Below are 22,800 nucleotides of genomic sequence, written 5' to 3'. Positions count from 1 at the left end.
TCAAATAATACAATTTATTACACTGTCTAAAAAATGAGCGAATAGACTAAAAAAAGACATGATAAGAAGACAATAAGAGGAATAAGCCATGAATCTTAATTTGATTGATTTATTAAAGCAGAAAGTGTCTGCCACGGTTCTTGAGGGAGAAACAGCATACTTAAGTGAAAAGAGTCAGGCCTTAAGCAATTTTATCCCTATTTTATTATCTATCTTTAAATCTAAACCCGAGTTTATTACAAATTTACAGCAACAATTAAATCCAAGACTGGGCGATATCTTCATCCTCAACCCCTCTTTAAAGCAGGAATTTTTACAACAGATTTCTGGCACGGTGCCGACCGAAATAATCGAATCAACGCTGAATCGTTCTATAGCACCCACCTTGGGCGTACTGGAAGATGAGGCTGGATCTTCTGATTCCAGTGCGATCACCCATCTGATTGAAAACCATTGGCCAGCAGTATCCAGTGCTTTGCCACACTGGGCTCCCGCACTACTCAGCGCTTTGGGGATGAATACGGCATCGGGGCAAACTTTACATCAAGCGCCTCCGGTTGACCCTGATCGGGTACCCGAAGAAAAAAGAAAATCCGGTTTTTTAATTCCCTTGATTGTTTTCCTTGTTTTAGCTGCATTATTGGCATTTATTTTCAAGTCATGTGCAGATAGAACAGAAAGTACTTCAGCCAGTGGTATACCTGCTGAAACCGCGAGTAGTGAGCCGGCAAAACTGCAACTCAGTACCGGTTCGACAGGAGATTTAATTACATGTCAATTATATTCCGGCAATGCCAGCTATATTGATATTCTGCAAAAAGAAATTAAACAGATTTTTAATCACAACACCGGTTGCGGTGTGGAAAACAATGCCCGCTATCATTCAGAATTTATCGATCAGGATGTCATTCCAACTGTATTGAAAATGGTCAAAGGTGTGCCAAATGCTTCATTAACCTGGATGGGGGATCAGCTTGCTATTCAGACTGCTCATCCGGCGGATGCTGAACAGCTTGCAGCTCAAATTCGTCCCTTGGTAAAAAACATGATTGTGCTGACTCCGGCTGGAATGCAGAGTGCATCTGCAGTTGTAGATCCCGATACTGCCATTGCTACCGGCAATAGCAATGCAGAACAGGCATTGGCGGAAATTAATCCGGATCAGATTCGTGCACTGGATATTGCAACTGCACTGAATATGCAGATTATTAATTTTGATACCGCAAGTGCCGAGATTCCAGATGCTAATAAATCTATTCTGGATCAAGCTGCTGCTTTGATTAAACGCGTGCCACAGGCACATTTAACCGTCAAAGGGCATACAGATGCCGTAGGGAGTGCTGAACAAAATAAGGCATTGTCGCAAAAGCGTGCTCAAGCCATTGTGGATTACCTGGTCAAACAGGGCGTGGATCCTGCGCAGTTACAAGCGGTGGGGTATGGTTCGCAACAACCTGTAGCGGATAATGCAACGCCTGAAGGACAGTTTAAAAACCGCCGTATTGAGTTTGAAGTATTAAATACCGAAACGGGAATTGTACGTGCAGTGGATAATGAAGGTGTGGTTGAAAAGAAAATAAACTAAGATGACTGCGTAACGAAAGAAGGACGAAGATTCGTCCTTTTTTATTTGCAGAATAAACGTAGTGTTTAAGCAGCTACTTTCTGTAAAGCCACACCTGTGACTTTTTGAATCTCATCAAAGCTGACATCGGGTGCCAGTTCGACCAGTTGCACGCCTTGTGGAGTAATATCGAGCACACCCAAGTCGGTAATGATGCGATGGACCACCGCTTTACCCGTAAGTGGTAAACTGCACTGCGATACAATTTTAGGTGTACCATCTTTGGCGCAGTGTTCCATCAAGACCACGACTTTTTGTACGCCTGCAACCAAATCCATTGCACCGCCCATGCCTTTGACTTTCTTGCCAGGAATCATCCAGTTGGCCAGATCACCAGTTTCTGAAACTTCCATTGCACCTAAAATGGCGATATTGACATGCCCGCCACGAATCATGGCAAAGGAATCTGCGCTAGAGAAAAAAGCCGCACCTTTACGCGCAGTCACGGTTTGTTTGCCTGCATTAATCAGGTCGGCATCTACTGTTGCTTCAGTCGGAAATTCACCAATGCCAAGTAAGCCATTCTCAGACTGCAGCCAGACATTAATATTTTCAGGAATATAGTTGGCGACCAGTGTCGGTAAGCCAATGCCTAAATTGACATAAAAACCATCTTCTAACTCTTGTGCGGCGCGCTGCGCCATTTGATTACGCGTCCAAGCCATCTGATTAAGCCTCCGCCTTTAAAGTCATTTGTTCGATACGTTTTTCTGGAGTTGCATTCAGTACAATACGATTCACATAAATCCCGGGGAGGTGAATCTCATCCGGGTCTAAATCGCCAATCTCTACAATTTCCTCAACCTCTGCAATGGTGATTTTGCCCGCCATGGCACAGACTGGATTAAAGTTTTGGGCGGTTTTACGGAAGATCAAATTGCCGGCTGGATCGGCTTTGTAGGCTTTGACCAGTGCTACATCTGCCGTTAAAGATTCTTCTAAAATATACTCTTTGCCTTTAAATTCTCGGACTTCTTTGCCTTCTGCAATTAAGGTGCCGACACCGGTTTGGGTAAAGAAAGCCGGAATGCCCGCACCGCCAGCACGTAATTTTTCTGCCAATGTGCCTTGTGGAGTGAGTTCAACCTCTAATTCTCCATTTAAAAACTGGCGTTCAAACTCTTTGTTTTCACCGACATAAGATGAAATCATTTTTTTGATTTGTTTGGTTTCGAGTAACAGGCCTAAACCAAAACCATCGACACCAGCGTTATTAGAAATACAGGTCAGTTGTTTCGCACCTGTAGCTTTTAGCGCAGCAATCAGGGATTCAGGAATACCACATAAACCAAAACCGCCAACTGCCAAGGTCTGTCCATCCTGAACCACGCCATTTAATGCAGCTTGTGCGCTGTCATATACCTTATTGGACATTTGTCACCTCTATTTATTCTCTACCTGGCATTCACTTGCCGTTGAATTTGTTGTAATACGTGTTACCTGTGTGCCCAAGCTTATTTACGCCTACGACGCTTTAGGCACAGGCCTTTTGCCAGTAGGCATTGGCATAGTTAGATGGATTGTTGCGCTGTAATACTTCGCTGATGTTACGGCTTGCCTGCATTAAAGCATCGACCTGAATACCCGTTTCAAAGCCCATATTGGAGAGTAGGTAATACAAATCCTCAGTCGAGACATTGCCTGAAGCACCTTTGGCATAGGGGCAACCGCCCAAACCTGCAATGGATGAATCAAATACCCGAATGCCTTGCAAGAGCGACTGATAAATATTGGCAATCGCCATGCCGTAAGTATTGTGAAAATGACCTGCCAGAACTTTGGCATCAACTTGCGCCAAGCACGCTTCCCAGACTTTTTGCACACGGTCAGGCGTTGCGGTACCAATGGTTTCACCCAACGACACTTCATAACAGCCCATGTCCAATAACTGCTGTGTGACTTTTGCAACCTGTTTCGGGTCAATTGCACCTTCATAAGGGCAGTCCACCATACAAGACACATAACCACGTACTTGAATATCATGTGCTTTGGCTAGGCGCATCACATCGCTAAACTTTTCCAGACTTTCATCAATCGAGCAGTTGATGTTTTTTCGGGTAAAGCTTTCTGAAGCTGCGGTAAACACTGCAACCTCTTTGCAACCCACCGCCAAAGCCGACTCAAAACCTTTTAAGTTTGGAGTCAGTAAACTGAATTGAATGTTTGGATCTTGTGGCAGGCTGGCAAACAGCACGTCGCTGTCTGCCATTTGCGGAACCCATTTGGCTGAAACACATGAACCAACTTCGATGTTTTTCAAACCCGTTTGCATTAAATCCAGAATCAGGTTTTTGCGGTCTGCCAAAGTGAGTGGTGTTTTCTCATTTTGCAGACCATCACGTGGGCCGACTTCTACAATTTTGACAAATTCAGTCATGCAACTTCCTCCGTCAAGGCTTCAAATTCAACCAGTTCATCGCCAGCTTTGACCTGATCGCCTGCCTGGAAATATGAACTTGCCACAATGCCATCGAAAGGCGCACGAATTGAATATTCAATTTTCATGGCTTCCAGGGTCATCAGCACATCATCTTTTTTCACGCGGGCATTGGCTGCCACCAGGACTTGGGTGATCACACCCGGCATTGGAGCAGTCAGGTTATTTTCTGCGCCTTGCTCATCCTGCTGCTGATAATCTGGCTTAATGTAATCGAAGCTATGCGTTTGACCATTATGGAACAGGGTAATGCCATTTTCATTCTGGCTAAAAGCCAGTTTTTGCTGTTTGGCATTCAGTTGCAGCGCTAAAGTGTGCGCATCAATAAACTGACCCTGAACTGGAAATTGCTGACCGTTATAGTGGGCAACAAAGCCCTGATCTTGAGTATTGAACTGAACTTTAAGCGTAATATTATTACGTTGTAATTGCACTGTATGTGTATTTTGCTGATTCAGACGCCAGAAAGACTTCTGCTGCCAGACTGAATTATTTGCAACCGGGTTTTGAGCCTGGCGTGTTAGCAGCTCAATTAGTGCAGCACTGACCACCAGTTCAGCATTGATTTCTGCAGAAGGCTTCAGTAAAAATGCTTCTTCACGTTGAATCAGGCCTGTGTCTAAATTGGTATTTTTAAAGGAATCACACAGCACTAAGCGATCCAGGAAGGCAATATTGTTGCCTAAACCATCGACATGGAACTGGCCCAAAGCATGATGCATTTGTGTTAATGCAGCTTCACGGTTTTTGCCCCAGACAATCAGTTTGGCAATCATTGGGTCATAGTAGGTGCTGATTTCATCGCCTTCTACAATGCCGCTGTCTACACGTACTGCATCATTTTGCTCTGGATAATGCAGGTAGCTGATTTGACCGATGGCAGGAATAAAACCTTTCTCTGGCTCTTCGGCATAGACACGTGCTTCGAGTGCATGACCGTGAATCTGCAATTCATGCTGCTGTTTTGGCAATGGTTCACCAAAGGCAACCCGCAACTGCCATTCTACAAGATCTTGCCCTGTAATCATTTCAGTGACAGGGTGTTCTACTTGAAGACGGGTATTCATTTCCATGAAATAAGCCGTACCGTCTTGTTCGACAATAAACTCTACCGTACCCGCACCGACGTAATCGACCGCACGTGCGGCATCAATGGCAGCTTGGCGCATGGCTTCAAGTTTATCTTCTGGCATTTTTGGCGCAGGTGCTTCTTCAAGTACTTTTTGATGACGACGCTGTACTGAGCAATCGCGCTCAAATAAATGCACGTAATTGCCGTGGGTATCTCCAAAAACCTGTACTTCAATATGACGTGGCTGAATCACATAGCGTTCAATCAGCACATCTTCATTGCCAAAGCTGGAACGTGCTTCACTTTTACATGAAGCAAGTAAGCTGAGAAAGTCTTCACTGCGTTCCACCAAGCGCATGCCTTTACCGCCACCGCCTGCGCTGGCTTTAATGAGGACAGGATAGCCAATTTGATCGGCTTGTTGTTTTAAGAATGCTGCATCTTGATTGCTGCCATGATAGCCCGGAGTTAGCGGCACACCTGCTTTTTCCATCAAAGCTTTAGAAGTTGCTTTAAGACCCATTGCTAAAATGGCTTCTACTGGTGGACCAATAAAGACAATATTGTTGTCCTTACAGGCCAGTGCAAACTGGTCATTTTCAGACAGGAAGCCATAGCCTGGGTGAATGGCTTGCGCCCCTGAGCTTTTAGCCGCCTGAATAATACGATCAACTTGCAAATAACTTTGTGCCGCAGGGGATTCACCAATATAAATGGCTTCATCTGCCAGTTTGACGTGTTGTGATTGCGCATCAGCATCTGAATACACCGCAACTGTAGCAATCCCGAGTTTTTTTGCGGTACGAATTACACGGCAGGCAATTTCACCACGGTTGGCAATTAAAATCTTTTCAAACATAGTGCGATCCTTCTTTTATTATGCCGTGGTCTTGATCCAAGCCGGGCTTTGTTTATTCAAAAATGCATTTAAGCCATTTTTCGCCTCATCTCCTTGGCGAACATGCGCAATATGCTGTGCAGTTTGTTGCAATAAGTCTTCGGTTAAAACTTGATGATTGACAATCTGAATCAGTTGCTTAGAGGCATGTTGCGCCTCTGGGCCACCAAGCAATAAGGCTTGCACAATTTCATCAATTTTGCTGTCTAAGTCTTCGGCTGAAGTGACTTCATGCGCTAAACCAATTTGCTGTGCCTGTTCTGCAGAAATACGCTCTGCCGTTAAAAAGTAACGTGATGCCTGACGTGCGCCAATCGCACGAATGACGTAAGGGCTAATGGTAGATGGTGCTAAACCTAAACGTACTTCAGAGGTCGCAAACTTGGCATCGGTGCTGGCAACGCAAATATCACAGGCAGCTGCCAAACCCATACCACCACCAAAGGCAATACCATGCACACGGGCAATAGTCGGTTGTTTTAACGTCGCTAAACTTTGCAGCATTTTTGCCAGTTTTAGGGCATCGGCTTGATTTTCTGCTGTAGAAGCTTGACCTGCCTGTTTCATCCAGTTCAAATCTGCACCTGCAGAAAAGCTTTTGCCGCGTCCTGCCAAAATCACCACTCGAATATCATCACGGCTATTCAGTGCCTGAAAGCAGGCGTGTAATTCTTCAATCACCTCTGTATTGAAAGCGTTATGCAATTCCGCACGATTAATCCAAACCGTAGCCACTTGGTTGTTCTGTTCGAGCTGTAAAAACTGATAATCCATTTTGTCACCTCTTACATGCGGAACACGCCAAATTTGGTCGGTTGGATGGGTGCATTGAGGGCAGCGGCTAAACTTAATGCCAAAACTTCACGCGACTGTGCTGGATCAATCACACCATCATCCCATAAGCGTGCAGACGCATAATATGGATGACCCTGACGTTCGTATTGTTCACGAATTGGCTGTTTGAACTGATCTTCTTCTTCTGCAGACCAGCTACCACCTTTGGCTTCAATCTGATCACGCTTTAAGGTAGACAATACGCTCGATGCTTGTTCGCCACCCATCACTGAAATACGTGAGTTTGGCCATGTCCACATAAAACGTGGTGAATAAGCACGACCACACATCCCGTAGTTACCTGCACCAAAAGAACCGCCAATCACCAAAGTCAGTTTAGGCACATTGGCTGTGGCAACCGCCATCACCAGTTTGGCACCATTTTTGGCAATGCCTTCATTTTCATATTGGCGTCCAACCATGAAGCCTGTGATATTTTGAATAAATAACAGGGGAATGTTGCGTTGGGTGCATAGTTCAATAAAGTGTGCGCCTTTTTGTGCCGACTCGGAAAATAAAATACCGTTGTTGGCAATAATCCCGACAGGCATACCATATAGTTTGGCAAAACCTGTAATTAATGTGGTGCCAAAGCGCGCTTTAAATTCATCAAAACGTGAACCATCGACAATACGGGCAATCACTTCACGTACATCAAACGGTTTACGCGCGTCAGTCGGAACAATGCCATACAGTTCAGAGGCATTGAATAATGGTGCTTCTATATGCTCAGGCTGCGGGTTTGGCTTTTTATTTAAATTGGCAACGATGTTGCGGGCAATTGCCAAGGCATGTTCATCATTTTCTGCCAAATGATCGGCTACACCTGAAAGGCGAGTGTGTACATCGCCACCACCCAAGTCTTCGCTGCTAACCACTTCACCTGTTGCGGCTTTAACCAGCGGTGGGCCGCCCAAGAAAATAGTCCCTTGATTACGCACAATAATGGTTTCATCTGACATGGCAGGGACATAAGCACCGCCTGCGGTACAACTTCCCATCACAACGGCAATTTGGGCAATACCCATGCTCGACATGCGGGCTTGGTTGTAGAAAATGCGTCCGAAATGATCACGGTCTGGAAAGACCTCATCTTGTAGCGGCAAATATGCACCGCCTGAATCGACCAGATAAATACAAGTCAGGTGATTCTGTTCGGCAATTTCCTGTGCGCGTAAATGCTTTTTCACAGTCAGCGGGTAGTAGGTTCCACCTTTTACTGTGGCATCGTTGGCAATGATCATGCAGGTCACGCCATTCACCTGACCGACACCCGCCACCACACCTGCAGCAGGCACGTCATCCTGATAGACCTGATAAGCGGCCAACTGACCAATTTCAATAAATGCAGTACCGGGATCAATCAGGTGGTCAATCCGTTCACGCGGCAGTAATTTGCCACGGTCTAAATGTTTTTGGCGTGCAGTTTCGCCACCACCCAAAGCAATTTTTTGGACTTTTTCTCTGAGGTCATCGACTAGGCTTTGCATCGCAGCTTGGTTGTTTTTAAACTCGTCGCTGCGAATATTAATTTTGCTCTGTAATTGATTCATGCCAACATCCTTGTCTATTCTTGTGATTTATTTTTAGGCAGTTTCGTTAAACAATTCACGGCCAATCAACATACGGCGAATTTCTGAAGTACCCGCACCAATTTCATAGAGTTTGGCATCACGCCATAAACGTCCTGCAGAGAACTCATTGATATAGCCATTACCGCCCAAGGTTTGAATGGTTTCACCTGCCATCCATGTGGCTTTTTCGGCAGCGTATAAAATGGCACTGGCTGCATCTTTACGTAAACTACGGCTGTGTTCAGCTTTGTCACATTCTGCGCCAACGGCATAGACCAGTGCTTTACATGCCAACCAAGTCGAATACATATCGGCAATTTTGCCTTGCATAAGCTGGAATTCACCCAATGCCTGACCAAACTGTTTACGCTCATGAATATAAGGAATCACGGTATCCATGCAGGCATCCATAATGCCTAGCGGCCCTGCACTTAAAACTGCACGTTCATAGTCCAGTCCACTCATTAGTACTTTTGTACCATTGCCCACACCGCCCAAGACGTTTTCTTTTGGTACTTCAACATTGTCAAAGAACAATGGATAGGTATTTGAGCCGCGCATCCCGAGTTTGTCTAAATGGCTGCCGTGGCTAAAACCTGACATGGTTTTTTCAATTAAGAAAGCAGTCATACCTTTGGCGCCTGCCTGTAAGTCAGTTTTGGCATACACCACCAAAACATCGGCATCACCGCCATTGGTAATCCACATTTTTGAGCCGTTGAGCAAGTAATGATCGCCTTTATCTTCAGCTTTCAGTTTCATGCTAACCACGTCTGAGCCTGCATTTGGTTCAGACATTGCCAAAGCGCCGACGTAATCGCCTGAAATCAGTTTTGGTAAATAGCGTTGCTTCTGTTCTTCTGTCCCATTTCGCTTAATTTGGTTCACACATAGGTTAGAATGAGCACCGTAAGACAAACCAATGGATGCTGATGCACGAGAAATTTCTTGCATGGCAATGATGTGAGCTAAATAGCCTAAGTTAGTGCCGCCGTATTCTTCACTCACGGTTAAGCCAAGTAAGCCCATATCACCAAATTTTTTCCAAAGCTGGGCAGGGAACTCGTTATCACGATCGACCTGTTGTGCAATGGGTGCAATTTCTTTTTTACAAAAAGCAGCGATTGAATCACGCAGTGCGATTAAGGTTTCATCCAAACCGAAGTCTAAGCTTTGTAAATTCATGTATTCATTCATCCTGAGGTTATATTTGTTGTTCCTAAAACAAGCATTGTTGTTGTGCTTAGGTTCTAACATACATCGAAAATTTAAAAAAGTGAACTAAAATTCACAAAATGATTTACAATTCATTTTATCTGGTTGAGAATAAGATATGAGTTATAAAAGATCATCATTGATGCAGGAACGTATGGAACAAAATCGCAACGCGATTTTAGATTCTGCTCGTGAACTTATTGCTCATGGGGGCTTTAAAGAAGCGTCTATACAAGCCATTGCAGAACGCGCAGGCGTATCTACAGGTTTGGTGTATCGCTACTTTGAAAATAAAAGTCAGATTTTGATTGAAGTTTTATCGGATGCGATTCGTCGTGAGGTCGAAATTTTGGACCACATTGCGAAGTCAGATTTAAGTGCAAAACAAAAATTGCAAAAATCTGTTACAACTTTTGTGAAGCGTGCGATGAACAGCCCTCAATTGGCGTATTCGTTAATGTTCGAGCCTGTAGACCCAGAAATGGAACATGAGCGTTTTCGCAGTAAACAACTGATCAAACAGAGCATCAAGGAAATTTTGGCTGAAGGAAAAGTCAATGGTGAGTTTGATTTTGAAGATTTGAACACTGCCGCTTTAGGTGTGGTTGGCTCCATGACCTTTGTAGTGATTGAACCTTTAAACCCGTCTCGCAATGTGATGTTTGATCAAAATTATAAAGATTACTTTGTCAAACAAATTGCCGACTTTTGTGTAAATGCAGTGCGAAAACAGCAGGGAGGGTAGTAAAAACAACGCACAAAACAGGCAAAAAGTAATCGTCGTCATAGAACAATTAGTCATGTTGGAAAACAGAATTACAAAGAATCAAGGAGATCGATTCAATGACACAAGTACGGTTAAGTTATGCCTATGGCACCAGTAATCAGCCTTTGTTAGGCATGACCATTGGTGAAAAGTTTGATCAGGCTTGCCAGCAATATGCAGATCAGGATGCTTTGGTAAGCGTGCATCAAAATGTGCGTCTGACCTATAAGCAACTGCAGCAACAGGTCAATGCCTTTGCCTGTAGTTTGTTAAAACTCGGTTTTAAAAAAGGTGACCGCCTTGCCATTTGGTCTCCGAATTGTGTGGAATGGACGATCACTCAATTCGCAGCCTTTAAGGCAGGGGTGATTCTGGTGAATTTAAATCCTGCCTATAAAAGCAATGAACTGGAATTTGTGCTCAATAAAGTTTCTTGTAAGGGTTTGGTGATTGCATCGCAGTTTAAAAGCACCAATTATCAGGAAATTTTAACCAAAATTGCTCCAGAGCTGTGTCAGGCAGACAACAAAGTGCTCAATGCTAAGCGCTTACCACATTTAAAGCATGTGATTAAAATTGATGATCAAGCCCAGACAGGCATGCATCGTTTTCAGGATTTGCTGCCAAGTCCAACCACACACATGCTGAAAAAGCTGGATCAAATTGCCAGTGAATTGCAATTTGATGAAACCATCAATATTCAATTTACCTCGGGCACGACGGGCAACCCCAAAGGTACCATGCTGACCCACAATAACATTTTAAATAATGGTTACTTTGTAGGCGAGGCGATTCATTTAAGTCCGCAAGATCGTGTCTGTATTTCAGTGCCGTTATTCCACTGTTTTGGGATGGTGATGGGGAATTTGGCCTGTATCACACATGGCTCAACCATGGTCTATCCATCTGCAGTGTTTAATCCACTCGATACCTTAAAAGCCATTCAGCAAGAAAAATGCACGGCCGCTTATGGTGTACCGACCATGTTTATTGCCATTTTAGAGCATGAGCAGTTTGATGAATTTGATTTGTCTAGCTTGCGTACAGGCATTATGGCAGGCAGTCCATGTCCGCAAGAAATTATGCAACGTGTGATAGACCGTATGCACATGTCACAAATCACCATTTGTTATGGTATGACCGAAACAGCGCCTGTGAGCGCACAAAGTTCGACGGATGATTCGGTGGAACGCCGTGTCAGTACAGTGGGTCGTGTGCATCCACACTTGGAAGTTAAAATTGTGGATGAAGATGGCAAGGTCGTACCGCGCGGACAGTTGGGTGAATTGTGTGTGCGTGGCTATTCGGTGATGCTGGGTTATTGGGATGAGCACGACAAAACCCAAGAAGTCATTGATGCCGCACGCTGGATGCACACGGGCGATATTGCAGAAATGGACGATGAAGGCTTTGTGAAAATCAAAGGTCGCATTAAAGATGTAGTAATTCGTGGTGGAGAAAACCTGTTCCCTAAAGAAATTGAAGATTTCTTATATACCCACGATGCGGTCTGTGATGTGCAAGTGATTGGCGTGCCAGATCATCGTTATGGTGAAGAACTGTGTGCTTGTATTATTTTGCATGAACATCATGAATGTACCGAAGAGGCGATTCGCCAATACTGTGCAGAACACATTTCACATAATAAAGTCCCACGTTATGTGCGTTTCTTTAGTGAATTTCCAATGACCGCTTCAGGTAAGGCACAGAAATTTAAATTACGTGAATTTATGCGTGAAGAGTTAAATTTAAAGGAAATTGCTTAAAGTCGTATTTCTGGCATGCATTGTTACGAGATTGACCTTTAAATTCAGTACACACCCTTTATTTCTTGCGCAGAGATAAAGGGTAAAACACCCCAATAAGTGCTCGCTCATTCTGTGAAAAATTACCCTAATTATAAGAGCGATGCGTGATCATCAAGGATGAAAATAATGACCGTACGTAATGATTGGACCCGAGAAGAAATTCAGCAGTTATATGAACAGCCTTTTCTGGATTTGGTCTTTGAAGCACAGCGCGTGCATCGCCAACATTTTTCTGCCAATACCGTACAAGTCAGTACCTTATTGTCGATTAAAACAGGCAAATGCCCAGAAGACTGTAAATATTGCTCGCAGTCTGCGCATTATGATTCACAGCTTGAAGCTGAAAAACGCATTGCGGTTGAAAAAGTCATTCAGGAAGCCAAAGAAGCTTTAGAGTCTGGTTCTTCTCGTTTTTGCATGGGGGCTGCATGGCGTAACCCGCATGAACGTGATATGCCGTATGTTCTGGAAATGGTGCGTGAAGTCAAAGCATTAGGCTTAGAAACTTGCATGACTTTGGGTATGTTAAACCAATCTCAGGCAGAACGTTTAAAAGATGCAGGTTTGGATTATTACAACCATAACCTCGATACTTCGCGTGAATATTATCCCAATGTGATCAGTACCCGTAGCTTTGACGATCGTTTACATACCTTGGATATTGTGCGTCAAACAGGCATGAAAGTCTGCAGTGGTGGTATTGTCGGTTTAGGTGAAGATACTCAAGACCGTATTGGGTTATTGCATGAATTGGCAACTTTGCCGTTACACCCTGAATCGGTGCCCATCAATATGCTGGTTCCGATTGAAGGCACGCCTTTGGCTGAAGTCGAAAAACTGGATGTGATTGAATGGATTCGTACCATTGCAGTTGCACGTATTATCATGCCAAACAGCTATATTCGATTATCTGCAGGACGTGAATCGTTGTCTGATTCAGATCAGGCCTTGGCCTTTATGGCAGGTGCGAACTCGTTATTTTCAGGCGAAAAGCTTTTGACTACACCAAATGCAGGCGAAGGCAAAGACAAACAATTGTTCCAAAAGCTAGGCCTAGTGCCAGAACGTGCCAAACCAACCGTTGAAGAATTATCGGTAGATGCGATGGCAGTGGCCTAAGCAGATCTCAAAAATAATTTAACTTTGGATGTCAGTAAATTAAATAAGAATCATGTGATATGGCAAAAGATTTTCACAGTGCAACCGTGGTTGCAGGCTATGACAGTCATATTCGGAAACTCATTCCTGGATATGAATTGGTACATCAACACATCAACGCAATTTTAAGCAGCCATTTGCCCGAAACAGCACAGCTTTTGGTGGTGGGTTGTGGCACAGGTTATGAGTTGCAGTATTTACTGCAGCAACATCCACAGTGGCAATTCACTGCCATCGACCCATCTTTAAGCATGTTGCAGCAGGCAGAAAAAAATATTCAGTCTGTGGCAGGGCATGAGCGAGTGCGTTTTATACAGGCCGATACACATCAATTTGCTCAGCAAGCGCAGGTTGAAAACTTGCAGTTTGACGCCGCATTGGCGATTTTGGTGGCGCATTTTGTACCTGTGGCAGAAAAAATATTATTTTTTCAGGATATTTACCAAACATTAAAACCTGCAGCGATTTTATTAAGCTATGATCTGATGCAGCAGACTGAAAATATAGAACTGCGTTGGATGCAGAATTTGGCTCTGGATTGTGGTTTAACCACGGTACAAGCGGAAAAAATGCTTGCACGCTTGGCCGATGATTTTCATTTAATTACTGTCGATGTGCAGGCAGCATTGCTTACTCAAGTCGGTTTTCACCAATGTAAAACATATTGCCAACTCATGAATTATTATGGTTTTTTTGCTCAGAAATAGTTTAGGGTCTGTTGATATTTCATAAATGGCTTGCGCTGTAGGTTAAAACTGAGCAGATCAGGCATGAAACGCAAGGAATAGCGAGACTATTGCTAAGTTTCATAACGCAATCTGAGAAAGTTTTAGCCACAGCCTTTCAGGGCGAGCATATTTTTTGCTGCTATTGCGTTATGTGCCAGTCATTTAGAATGACTAAATTTCCTGTCCCATGCCTTATATCAGCTAAAAAATATGCTCGCCGCAAACATTGACGAATTGTCAACAGACCCTATTAATAACATCATTAAGTCAGCAAATATTTGTAGTAAAAGTATCAGTATAAAAAGTCAGATCAGGGAAAGAGAAAAAATGTCAGCCTATTACACTTTACTCAAACGTGAACAACATGCCGATGGTGGTTGTACTGCGTACTATCGTTCCAACATTCATGCACAGGGCGCATGGAATCCGCATGAGCAACACATGGCACCTGCAACGGGTATTTTATGTGCAGAACTTGAGCAATTTATGCCACGTGATGATATGCGAATTGGTCGGGTCAGTTTAGATATTTTTGGTTTGATCGCCTTTGGTGAGTTCAGTATCACGACTCGCATGATCCGACCTGGTAAAACCATCGAACTGATTGAAGCGGAAATGTGTGCTGAAGGAAAAACCTGTATTGTGGCGCGCGCATGGAAAATGAAAACCTCAGACACACGTGCAGTTGCAGGGTTGGAAGACTTACCTGTAGAAAACCCTGAATATTTGGCCGATTGGGATGGCATGCGCTGCTGGCCAGGGGGCTATATTCAAAGTATTGAAACCCGAGCACATTTAGACCGTCGTGCAGGTAAGGGTATTGTCTGGCTGAGAAATCAATTAGAGATGATTGAAAATCAAGCCACATCTAGTTTTGTTCGTTTAATGGGCATGGTAGATACTGCCAATGGTGTGGTGCCACGCTTAGACCCGAATGCGGGTTGGGGTTTTCCAAATTTAGATTTGCAAATCCATTTACACCGTTTACCGCAAGGTGAGTGGTTGGGTTTGGAAGTGACACAGCAATATGGTGAAGATGGAATCGGGCTGACCAGCGGAATTTTGCACGATACCCAAGGTCCATTTGGACGCAGTGAGCAGATTTTAACTTTGCGTCAATTCTAAAATTGATACACGCTTAAACAAAAACATCAGGACGAATTGCTTCGTCCTTTTATTCTTGGCATGCTTGGACTGAATTGTAAAACGTGAACTTAGCTATGCGAATCAGTTTTATTGGTGCAGGACGGGTGGCACATCATCTGGCTGCCGTTTTAAGCCAGAATCATCAGATTGTACAGATCTACAGCCGGACTTTAGAACATGCCCAGGCCCTGGCGAGTCAGGTCGCTGCAAAAGCCACAGCCAATATTGCAGAACTTGAACCAGATGTAGATCTGGTGATTATTGCGGTGAGCGATCAGGCAATTGCCGAGGTCATTCAACAGCTGCATGCACAATTCACAGATGTGTTGATTGTGCATACATCAGGCAGTACCGATATTCAGGTTCTGGCAGAGGTTCATGCACGCGCCGGGGTATTTTATCCTTTGCAAACCTTTAGCTTGGCCCGTGAAGTAGACTGGCAGGCCACGCCTTTGTTTGTAGAGGCAGTCCAGCCGCAGGATCAGGCGCAATTGATCCAGTTAGCAAATAGCCTAAGTTCACACGTGTATGCCTATACATCGGCACAGCGTTTAAGTTTACATTTGGCGGCAGTGTTTGCCTGTAATTTTAGCAATTACTGTTATGACATGGCGAAGCAGATAGTCGATGCCAAGCAGGTCGATTTCTCGCTGCTTTATCCCCTAATTCTGGAAACAGCCCATAAAGCCGTACAGCATGAGCCTAAACAGATGCAGACCGGGCCAGCCATGCGGGGAGATCAGAATATCTTAAACAGGCATCAGCAGATGCTGGAGGATGCTAAACGTGAAGATTTGAAAAAAGTTTACAATTTAATGAGTCAACAGATTCTGCAATCACATCAGACTAAAGCGTGAACTAAGCTTAAAAAATTTAGCCCCTGTATTGCAAAAGGAGGCAGCGATGGCAAAAGATTTTAATAGTCAGTATGTTGTAGATGGTTATGATGAACATATCCGCAAATTAATTCCCGGCTATGAAATCGTACATCAACAGATCCGGGCTTTATTGAAAACGTATGTAGATGAATATGCGCATGTGCTGATTGTCGGTTGTGGTACTGGCTATGAGCTGGGTCATCTGGTCCAGTTGTTTCCTGACTGGACCTTTACCGCCACAGAGTTGTCACAAAACATGCTGGATAAGGCCAGACACCATATCCACGCCTTGAATGCCTCGCATCGGGTGGAGTTCGTATTGGGCGATGTAGACCAGTTAAAAACGGACCAGTCTTACGATGCGGCACTGTCCATTCTGGTTACGCATTTTGTGGCTTATCTAGAGAAGCCCAAGTTCTTTAAAGCCATTTCCTCACGTTTAAAATCTCAAGGCATATTCATCACTTTTGACTTGACCAAAATCAAGTCGGAGCAGGAGTTGCAGACCCTCAAATATCTATGTGAGGCCAATGGCTTAACGCCTTCACAGGCTGCGGTCATGCTGGAGCGTCTAGAAGATGATTTTTATCCGTTATCGGAGCAGGAAACTTTTGAACAACTGAAAGCGAGTGGTTTTGAAGCTGTGCAGGGGTTTACCCAGATTTTGTTCTATCAAGGTTATATGGCGATAAAAGCTTAAACTTTGAGTATAAAAAATGGCTCATTGATATGAGCCATTTTTATGCTGTCAATTAAGGTTATTTGATTTTCTTGAACAGAAAATCATTGATTTTATGACCTTCCTCTAAGCCGCGACGCTCAAACTTGGTTTGCGGGCGCCATTCCGGGCGAGGGTAGCTGTTGCCTTTGCCGGCCATATTTTCAAGGTTTGGACGGTTATCCAAAACATCCAGCATCCATTCAGCATACGGTTCCCAATCGGTCGCCGAGTGGAAGGTACCGCCCATTTCCAGTTTCTGTTCAACCAGCGGCATACGGTCGTGCGATACAAAGCGACGTTTGAAATGACGTTTCTTTTGCCATGGATCAGGGAAATACAGCTGGATCGCGTTAATGCTGTTGTCAGGCATTTCACGCAGTACCTGAATGGCATCGGCATCAAGCAAACGTAGATTGGTTAAGCCTGCCATACCCGCTTCATACACACATTGCGCAATACCCGGAACATGCACTTCAATACCGACATAGTTACGCTCAGGGTTGGCTTTCGCCATCAGCACCAGTGAACGTCCCATACCGAAACCGATTTCTACAGTAAGCGGACGTTCTGGATGTTCAAACTGCTGACGTAAATCACCCACCGGATATTCCAAAATTAGGTGACCATATTGTTCAAGCGCAGTACGTTGAGAGGTATTCAGCGGAGATGAACGACGCATAAAAGTGACAATTTCGCGATGTTCATTCAAGTTGTCCAGCTCTACGACTTGCTGGTCTAATGGATCGTTCGACATAATTTTGGCAAATGTAAAAAATACGAATGCGGTATTTTAAGTCCTGAGCCTGACAAGTCAAACTTTTCTCGGTTTTTTCGGTCGCTAAAAGTAGCTTTAAAAATAAAAGAACCCGAAAGCTGTTTATCTTTTATGAAGATTGATTGTATTGAGCAATCAAGGTGCTGCTGGCTTCGTTCAAGCCTATCACTTCAACCTCAATAGCTTGATCTTTAAATTTCTGCACCACGTTATTCAGCATATTCACTGAAGTAATATCCCAAACATGGGCATGACTCAGATCGATCACAACTTTGGAAACATTTTCTTTAAAGTCAAAAAACTGGAAGAATTTTTCTGAACTGCTAAAGAAGATTTGCCCGGTAATCACATAGTGGCGTTGCTGATTGTGCAAGGTCGATTGTACTTTCACTTCACTTTCCAGCTTGTTGATAATGAACAGTGCAGACAGCAGCACACCAGTCAACACGCCCAAAGCCAGGTTATGCGTTGCCAGTACCACAATCACCACAGCAATCATCACCACATTAAATGCAGCAGGATGCTGACGGAACTGTTTGACCGAGTCCCATTGGAAAGTGGTGAAGGCTACCATCACCATAATCGCCACCAATGCTGCCATGGGCACATAAGCCAGCCAGTCTTTAAAAAAAACAACCAGACAAAGCAAGAACACGCCAGCCACTAAAGTTGACAGTCGGGTACGTGCACCTGAAGATACATTAATGATGGACTGGCCGATCATGGCGCAACCTGCCATACCGCCCATAAAGCCACTGACAATATTGGCAATCCCTTGGCCGCGACATTCCTGATGACGGTCGGATTCCGTTTCAGTCACCTCATTAATTACTGTGGTGGTCATCATGGTCTCCAGTAAACCGACCGTGGCTAGAGTGATGGAATAAGGGAAGATGATTTGCAGCGTTTCGAAGTTCAGCGGAATGCCTGGAATCAGGAAAATTGGCAAAGTATCCGGAAACTGTCCCAAATCACTGACGGTACGCATGTCGGCACCCAGTAAAATAGCTAAACCACTCAGTACCACAATACAGATTAAAGGTGAGGGAAGGGTTTTGCCAATTTTGGGCAAATAAGGAAACAGATAAATGATGCCCAGACCCAGTGCCATAAATAAATAGCCTAAGCTATCCATTTTGCTCATTTCCGGCAGTTGTGCGGCAAAAATCAAAATGGCAAGGGCATTTAAAAAACCATAAACGACGGACTGCGAAACAAAACGCATCAGTTTTGCCACTTTAAAGTAGGCTGCAATCACCTGAATGATCCCGGTTAAAATCGTGGCAGCCAATAAGTATTGCAGCCCATCATCTTTCACCAGGGTAATCATCAATAATGCCATGGCACCCGTAGCCGCAGATATCATGGCAGGGCGACCGCCAAAAAAAGCAATCGTTACGGCTATACAAAAAGAGGCATATAAGCCGACTTGCGGGTCAACACCTGCGATCGCCGAAAAAGCGATGGATTCGGGAATTAAGGCTAAACCCACCACCAGACCCGCCAATACATCGGTACGGATATTGGAAAACCATTGTTCTTTTTTCAGGTTAATCACGCTAATTGATTTCACAAATTTTAAAGATGCGTATGGTAAAACAAGTTCAGTCAAAAAAGCATACGAGTTTGACTTGAAAATATGCGTGATTTATACAATATTCAAAGAGTAAGTGATTTTTATACATTTACGCTTTTTTGCAATTTACAGGTTTGATCACTTGAAAGTTTGTTAGAAGCAATTTAAAACAGTGAATAGATATATAACAAGGATCAGGTATGAAGCTTTATTATTCTCCAGGTGCATGTTCTTTGGCATCACACATTATTTTAAATGAAATTAATGTTGATTTTGACTTGGAGCGCGTTGATTTAAAAACACATAAAACTGAAAAAGGAACAGATTATTACGAGATTAACCCTAAAGGTTATGTTCCGGCCTTAGAAATTAATCCGGGTCTGATTCTTACTGAAAACGTTGCCATTTTACCTTTCCTTGCTCAGCACGACCCTAAACAAGATTTGATTCCACCATCAGGACTAGGACGTGCCAAAGTTCTGGAATGGTTAGGATATTTAAACTCAGAATTACATGATGCTTATGCAGTTTTCTTTGGGGCTCCCCTAGAAAAAGAAGCGAAAGAAAAAGCTTATGCCGAAATCGACCGTTTATTGACTTATATCGATAAAGCAATTGGCGAATCAGATAACGATTATCTGGTAGATGATAACTTTGGTCCGGCAGATGCTTATCTGTTTGTACTCACAAACTGGTCGAATGGTATTGGTCATGATCTTACGCCGTATAAAAATATTATTGCCCTGCGTAATAAAGTGGCAGAACGTCAATCAGTACAGATTGCCATGCGAGATGAAGGCTTGATTCCTTAATTCTCTTCATTGATTTGAAAAAGCACCTGAGGGTGCTTTTTTTAGGTTTAAAAATTGATTGGAAGTTGCTTGATCAATAATTTTATTATTGATTTTTTATCAATAGTATTTTGCAAATACATGAATTTTTATCAATAAGGTATTTAAGTATATTGGCCTCATGAAAATATATGATTCAAGGCGAATAAATGAGTAATATCCTGATCGTGAATGGGGCCAAACAGTTTGCACACTCAAATGGCGAGTTAAATGACACCTTGACTGAGTTGGCAAATACTGTGCTTGGCGAGCTGGGGCATCGCGTTAAAATTTCCCGTGCAGATAGTGACTATGAAATTCAGGAAGAGATTCAAAAATATGTATGGGCAGATGTCATTATTTATCAAATGCCTGGATGGTGGATGGGTGCGCCGTGGACAGTAAAAAAATATATGGATGATATTTTTACCGAAGGGCATGGCACTTTATATGCCAGTGATGGCCGATCGCGTTCGGACGCATCGAAAAAATATGGTTCGGGTGGTCTCATTCACGATAAAAAGTATATGTTGTCCTTAACCTGGAATGCACCTATCGAAGCGTTTAATGATCCTGAGCAATTTTTTCAGGGTGTCGGGGTCGACGGGGTTTATCTGCCCTTTCATAAAGCCAATCAATTTTTGGGTATGCAAAGTTTAGAAACTTTCATTGTGAATGATGTGATTAAGATGCCCAATGTTGCTCAATATGAACATGACTATCATCAACATCTGATGAATATTTTTGCTTAATTGATGGGTTGTTTAGGGAGCAGGTTATGTTGATTGTGATTGCAGATATTCAGATTCGCCCGGGTGTTCAACATCGTGAAAATGTATTAAATGCCTTTAGGAACATAACACCTGTTGTTTTGCAGGAAGAAGGCTGTCACGGTTATGAATTACTGGTAGATCATGATTCAGATGTTCATTATCAGACTAAAGTGCCTGATTCAATTATCATGTTAGAACAGTGGGAAAGTATTGAACATTTAAATGCACATTTACAGACCTCACATATGCAAGCCTACCAGCAGCAAGTTAAAAATGATGTATTAGATGTAAAAATCCGGATTATGCAGAAAAGGCTAAACCGTTAAGTGCATTTTCTTGAAATATAAAAAAGGCGATCTATATCGCCTTTTTTATTGTTGAATTAAAATTATTTAAAGAAGTAACCGGTTTCAGGTGAGCTGGCATTGGCCATGCGTTTATGTGGCATACGGCCAGCAAGGAATGCTTCACGACCAGCCTCAACAGCTTTTTTCATTGCCGAGGCCATTAAAACCGGATTTTGCGCAGCGGCAATGGCGGTATTCATCAGTACGCCATCACAGCCCAGTTCCATTGCAATCGCGGCATCACTGGCAGTACCAACACCGGCATCAACCAGTACCGGAACTTTGGCATTTTCCTTAATAATCGAAATGGTATGCGGATTTAAAATGCCTAAACCTGAACCGATCAGGCTGCCCAGAGGCATAATCGCCACACAGCCCATACTCTCCAATTCCTGAGCAATAATCGGGTCATCCGAGGTGTAGACCATAATCTCGAAACCGTCGTCAATTAAGGTGCGCGCTGCTTTTAATGTTTCCGTGACATTCGGGTAAAGGGTTTTTTCATCACCCAGTACTTCCAGTTTCACCAGGTTGTGTCCATCCAGCAGTTCACGCGCCAGCATGCAGGTACGCACGGCACTGTTGGCATCAAAGCAGCCGGCCGTGTTGGGCAGAATGGTATATTTTTCTGGCGGCACAACCGAAAGTAAATTCGGCTGATCCGGATGCTGGCCGATATTGACCCGACGGATTGCCACAGTCACAATTTCTGCACCGCTGGCCTGAATGGCTAAATCGGTTTCAGTTAAATCTTTATATTTACCTGTACCGACCAATAAGCGTGAATTAAATGTACGAGAACCAATTATAAGTGGGGTGTCTTCCATGGGAGCTCCGATTAACCGCCACCGACGGCATGAATAATTTCAATATGATCTTCAGCGCAAATTGGGGTTTGTGCCAATCTGCTTTTGGAAATGATCATTTCATTCTGTTCTACAGCAAAACGTTTACCTTCAAGTTCAAGCTCTTGAATTAATTCTAATAGATTGGTGCATGTGGTATTGGTTGCTTCGCCATTTAAATAAATCTGCATCATTCATTCCCTTTATTTATTTCACGTATTTAAAGGCATTCCACGCCAGAACCAGCCAGCCAGCAATCATCAAAGCACCGCCAATTGGAGTAATGGCACCTAAAATGCGGGGTAGGCCTAAGGCCATGACATACAGTGAGCCACAGAAAAAGAAAATACCGACCTGAATCAGGATAAAGCTGGCTTTAATGGGAAGCTGGGGAAGCACTTTGGCTAAAATGGCAAGCGCCAAAAGTCCAAGCGCATGATAGAAAAAATAATCAGTTGCGGTATGCCACCACGCCAATTGAGCTTCTGTTGCACGTGTTTTTAAGCCATGGGCACCAAAAGCACCAAGCATGACGGCAAAAGCTAAATTGAGGGCTGAAATTGCAATCCACATAAGCAATGACCACCTGAATAAATTTGCGCATAACTTAGCATATTCTTGCACTTGCACGAAAGGCAAAAAGCAACATTACCGCAGCCTAAAGATAAAAAAAGAGCACTCAGCCACTACTGTCCCACAAATATCACAAGAAGAACCTCAATTGAGGTTCTTCTTGTTTTCGCCATTTTTTATCAGGCACAAAGAGTGACCTTAAAAGTTTCCTTTCAAATAAAT

Annotated in this window: 23 protein-coding genes; 11 read left to right on the top strand and 12 right to left on the bottom strand. The window is 43.5% G+C overall.

Annotated elements, in window-relative coordinates; genetic code table 11:
- Window positions 1–88 precede the first annotated feature (88 nt).
- Entirely contained in the window at window positions 89–1,585 is a 1,497-nt protein-coding gene (locus tag ACPUEY_RS07515) for an OmpA family protein (RefSeq protein WP_425121686.1), read from the top strand.
- A gap of 65 nt (window positions 1,586–1,650) precedes the next feature.
- On the opposite strand, the gene ACPUEY_RS07510 is transcribed toward ACPUEY_RS07515, so the two are convergent.
- The 7 genes from ACPUEY_RS07510 to ACPUEY_RS07480 all read right to left on the bottom strand — a co-directional run bounded on the left by ACPUEY_RS07510 (window position 1,651) and on the right by ACPUEY_RS07480 (window position 9,624).
- The gene (locus tag ACPUEY_RS07510) at window positions 1,651–2,289 is read right to left on the bottom strand and encodes a CoA transferase subunit B (RefSeq protein ID WP_092818471.1); all 639 of its coding nucleotides are present in this window, start codon (window positions 2,287–2,289) and stop codon (window positions 1,651–1,653) included.
- Window positions 2,290–2,293: 4 nt separating this feature from the next.
- Window positions 2,294–2,998 carry a CoA transferase subunit A gene (locus tag ACPUEY_RS07505; RefSeq protein ID WP_425121685.1) on the bottom strand — a complete coding sequence of 235 codons (705 nt, stop codon included), beginning with the start codon at window positions 2,996–2,998 and terminating at the stop codon, window positions 2,294–2,296.
- Between the two features lie 100 nt (window positions 2,999–3,098).
- The gene (locus ACPUEY_RS07500) at window positions 3,099–4,001 is read right to left on the bottom strand and encodes a hydroxymethylglutaryl-CoA lyase (protein ID WP_092818469.1); all 903 of its coding nucleotides are present in this window, start codon (window positions 3,999–4,001) and stop codon (window positions 3,099–3,101) included.
- On the bottom strand, window positions 3,998–5,992 hold the full coding sequence (locus tag ACPUEY_RS07495; protein WP_425121684.1) for an acetyl/propionyl/methylcrotonyl-CoA carboxylase subunit alpha: 1,995 nt from the start codon (window positions 5,990–5,992) through the stop codon (window positions 3,998–4,000). Before ACPUEY_RS07495 ends, ACPUEY_RS07500 begins: the two co-directional genes overlap by 4 nt.
- An 18-nt stretch (window positions 5,993–6,010) precedes the next feature.
- Complete coding sequence (locus tag ACPUEY_RS07490; protein ID WP_425121683.1) at window positions 6,011–6,805, bottom strand: enoyl-CoA hydratase/isomerase family protein; 795 nt, start codon at window positions 6,803–6,805, stop codon at window positions 6,011–6,013.
- 11 nt (window positions 6,806–6,816) lie between these two features.
- Window positions 6,817–8,418, bottom strand: coding sequence for a carboxyl transferase domain-containing protein (locus ACPUEY_RS07485; protein ID WP_425121682.1), 1,602 nt, complete (start codon window positions 8,416–8,418; stop codon window positions 6,817–6,819).
- Between the two features lie 33 nt (window positions 8,419–8,451).
- Entirely contained in the window at window positions 8,452–9,624 is a 1,173-nt protein-coding gene (locus ACPUEY_RS07480) for an isovaleryl-CoA dehydrogenase (RefSeq protein ID WP_425121681.1), read from the bottom strand.
- A gap of 148 nt (window positions 9,625–9,772) precedes the next feature.
- Here ACPUEY_RS07480 and ACPUEY_RS07475 point away from each other — a divergent pair, with 148 nt between their 5' ends.
- From ACPUEY_RS07475 to ACPUEY_RS07445, 7 genes are all read left to right on the top strand, one after another.
- Window positions 9,773–10,399 (top strand): TetR/AcrR family transcriptional regulator, encoded by a 627-nt coding sequence (locus tag ACPUEY_RS07475; protein WP_180050162.1) that lies wholly within the window; start codon window positions 9,773–9,775, stop codon window positions 10,397–10,399.
- Window positions 10,400–10,497: 98 nt separating this feature from the next.
- A complete protein-coding gene (locus ACPUEY_RS07470; protein WP_131272725.1) occupies window positions 10,498–12,186 on the top strand; it encodes an AMP-binding protein in 1,689 nt (562 codons plus the stop codon).
- Window positions 12,187–12,354: 168 nt separating this feature from the next.
- Window positions 12,355–13,347, top strand: coding sequence for a biotin synthase BioB (gene bioB, locus ACPUEY_RS07465; RefSeq protein ID WP_092818462.1), 993 nt, complete (start codon window positions 12,355–12,357; stop codon window positions 13,345–13,347).
- Between the two features lie 59 nt (window positions 13,348–13,406).
- Window positions 13,407–14,093, top strand: a complete 687-nt coding sequence (locus tag ACPUEY_RS07460; protein WP_092818461.1) for a class I SAM-dependent methyltransferase — start codon at window positions 13,407–13,409, stop codon at window positions 14,091–14,093.
- Window positions 14,094–14,441: 348 nt separating this feature from the next.
- Window positions 14,442–15,239, top strand: coding sequence for a thioesterase family protein (locus ACPUEY_RS07455; protein ID WP_425121680.1), 798 nt, complete (start codon window positions 14,442–14,444; stop codon window positions 15,237–15,239).
- A gap of 95 nt (window positions 15,240–15,334) precedes the next feature.
- Entirely contained in the window at window positions 15,335–16,117 is a 783-nt protein-coding gene (locus ACPUEY_RS07450; protein WP_425121679.1) for a Rossmann-like and DUF2520 domain-containing protein, read from the top strand.
- Window positions 16,118–16,163: 46 nt separating this feature from the next.
- Window positions 16,164–16,838 (top strand): class I SAM-dependent methyltransferase, encoded by a 675-nt coding sequence (locus ACPUEY_RS07445; protein ID WP_092818458.1) that lies wholly within the window; start codon window positions 16,164–16,166, stop codon window positions 16,836–16,838.
- Between the two features lie 58 nt (window positions 16,839–16,896).
- On the opposite strand, the gene trmB is transcribed toward ACPUEY_RS07445, so the two are convergent.
- A complete protein-coding gene (gene trmB / locus ACPUEY_RS07440) occupies window positions 16,897–17,613 on the bottom strand; it encodes a tRNA (guanosine(46)-N7)-methyltransferase TrmB (RefSeq protein ID WP_092818457.1) in 717 nt (238 codons plus the stop codon).
- 130 nt (window positions 17,614–17,743) lie between these two features.
- On the bottom strand, window positions 17,744–19,192 hold the full coding sequence (locus tag ACPUEY_RS07435; RefSeq protein ID WP_425121704.1) for a SulP family inorganic anion transporter: 1,449 nt from the start codon (window positions 19,190–19,192) through the stop codon (window positions 17,744–17,746).
- Window positions 19,193–19,410: 218 nt separating this feature from the next.
- Here ACPUEY_RS07435 and ACPUEY_RS07430 point away from each other — a divergent pair, with 218 nt between their 5' ends.
- The 3 genes from ACPUEY_RS07430 to ACPUEY_RS07420 all read left to right on the top strand — a co-directional run bounded on the left by ACPUEY_RS07430 (window position 19,411) and on the right by ACPUEY_RS07420 (window position 21,139).
- Window positions 19,411–20,022: a glutathione binding-like protein gene (locus ACPUEY_RS07430; protein ID WP_092818456.1), complete on the top strand. Its 612-nt coding sequence runs from the start codon at window positions 19,411–19,413 to the stop codon at window positions 20,020–20,022.
- A 188-nt stretch (window positions 20,023–20,210) separates the two neighbouring features.
- A complete protein-coding gene (locus ACPUEY_RS07425; RefSeq protein WP_180176509.1) occupies window positions 20,211–20,792 on the top strand; it encodes an NAD(P)H-dependent oxidoreductase in 582 nt (193 codons plus the stop codon).
- Window positions 20,793–20,818: 26 nt separating this feature from the next.
- Window positions 20,819–21,139: a putative quinol monooxygenase gene (locus ACPUEY_RS07420; protein WP_180176510.1), complete on the top strand. Its 321-nt coding sequence runs from the start codon at window positions 20,819–20,821 to the stop codon at window positions 21,137–21,139.
- 62 nt (window positions 21,140–21,201) lie between these two features.
- Here ACPUEY_RS07420 and ACPUEY_RS07415 read toward each other — a convergent pair whose 3' ends face one another.
- From ACPUEY_RS07415 to ACPUEY_RS07405, 3 genes are read right to left on the bottom strand one after another with little or no spacing between them, the layout of a single operon-like run.
- Complete coding sequence (locus ACPUEY_RS07415) at window positions 21,202–21,987, bottom strand: thiazole synthase (RefSeq protein ID WP_425121678.1); 786 nt, start codon at window positions 21,985–21,987, stop codon at window positions 21,202–21,204.
- An 11-nt stretch (window positions 21,988–21,998) separates the two neighbouring features.
- The gene (gene thiS, locus ACPUEY_RS07410; protein ID WP_131272735.1) at window positions 21,999–22,196 is read right to left on the bottom strand and encodes a sulfur carrier protein ThiS; all 198 of its coding nucleotides are present in this window, start codon (window positions 22,194–22,196) and stop codon (window positions 21,999–22,001) included.
- Window positions 22,197–22,212: 16 nt separating this feature from the next.
- On the bottom strand, window positions 22,213–22,578 hold the full coding sequence (locus ACPUEY_RS07405) for a DUF423 domain-containing protein (protein ID WP_425121677.1): 366 nt from the start codon (window positions 22,576–22,578) through the stop codon (window positions 22,213–22,215).
- Window positions 22,579–22,800 lie beyond the last annotated feature (222 nt).

Source organism: Acinetobacter sp. G11, from assembly GCF_049808495.1.
Classification (GTDB): Bacteria; Pseudomonadota; Gammaproteobacteria; order Pseudomonadales; family Moraxellaceae; genus Acinetobacter; species Acinetobacter kookii.
Note: the sequence above shows the minus strand (reverse complement) of the source record. Positions and strands in the feature narration are given on the sequence as shown.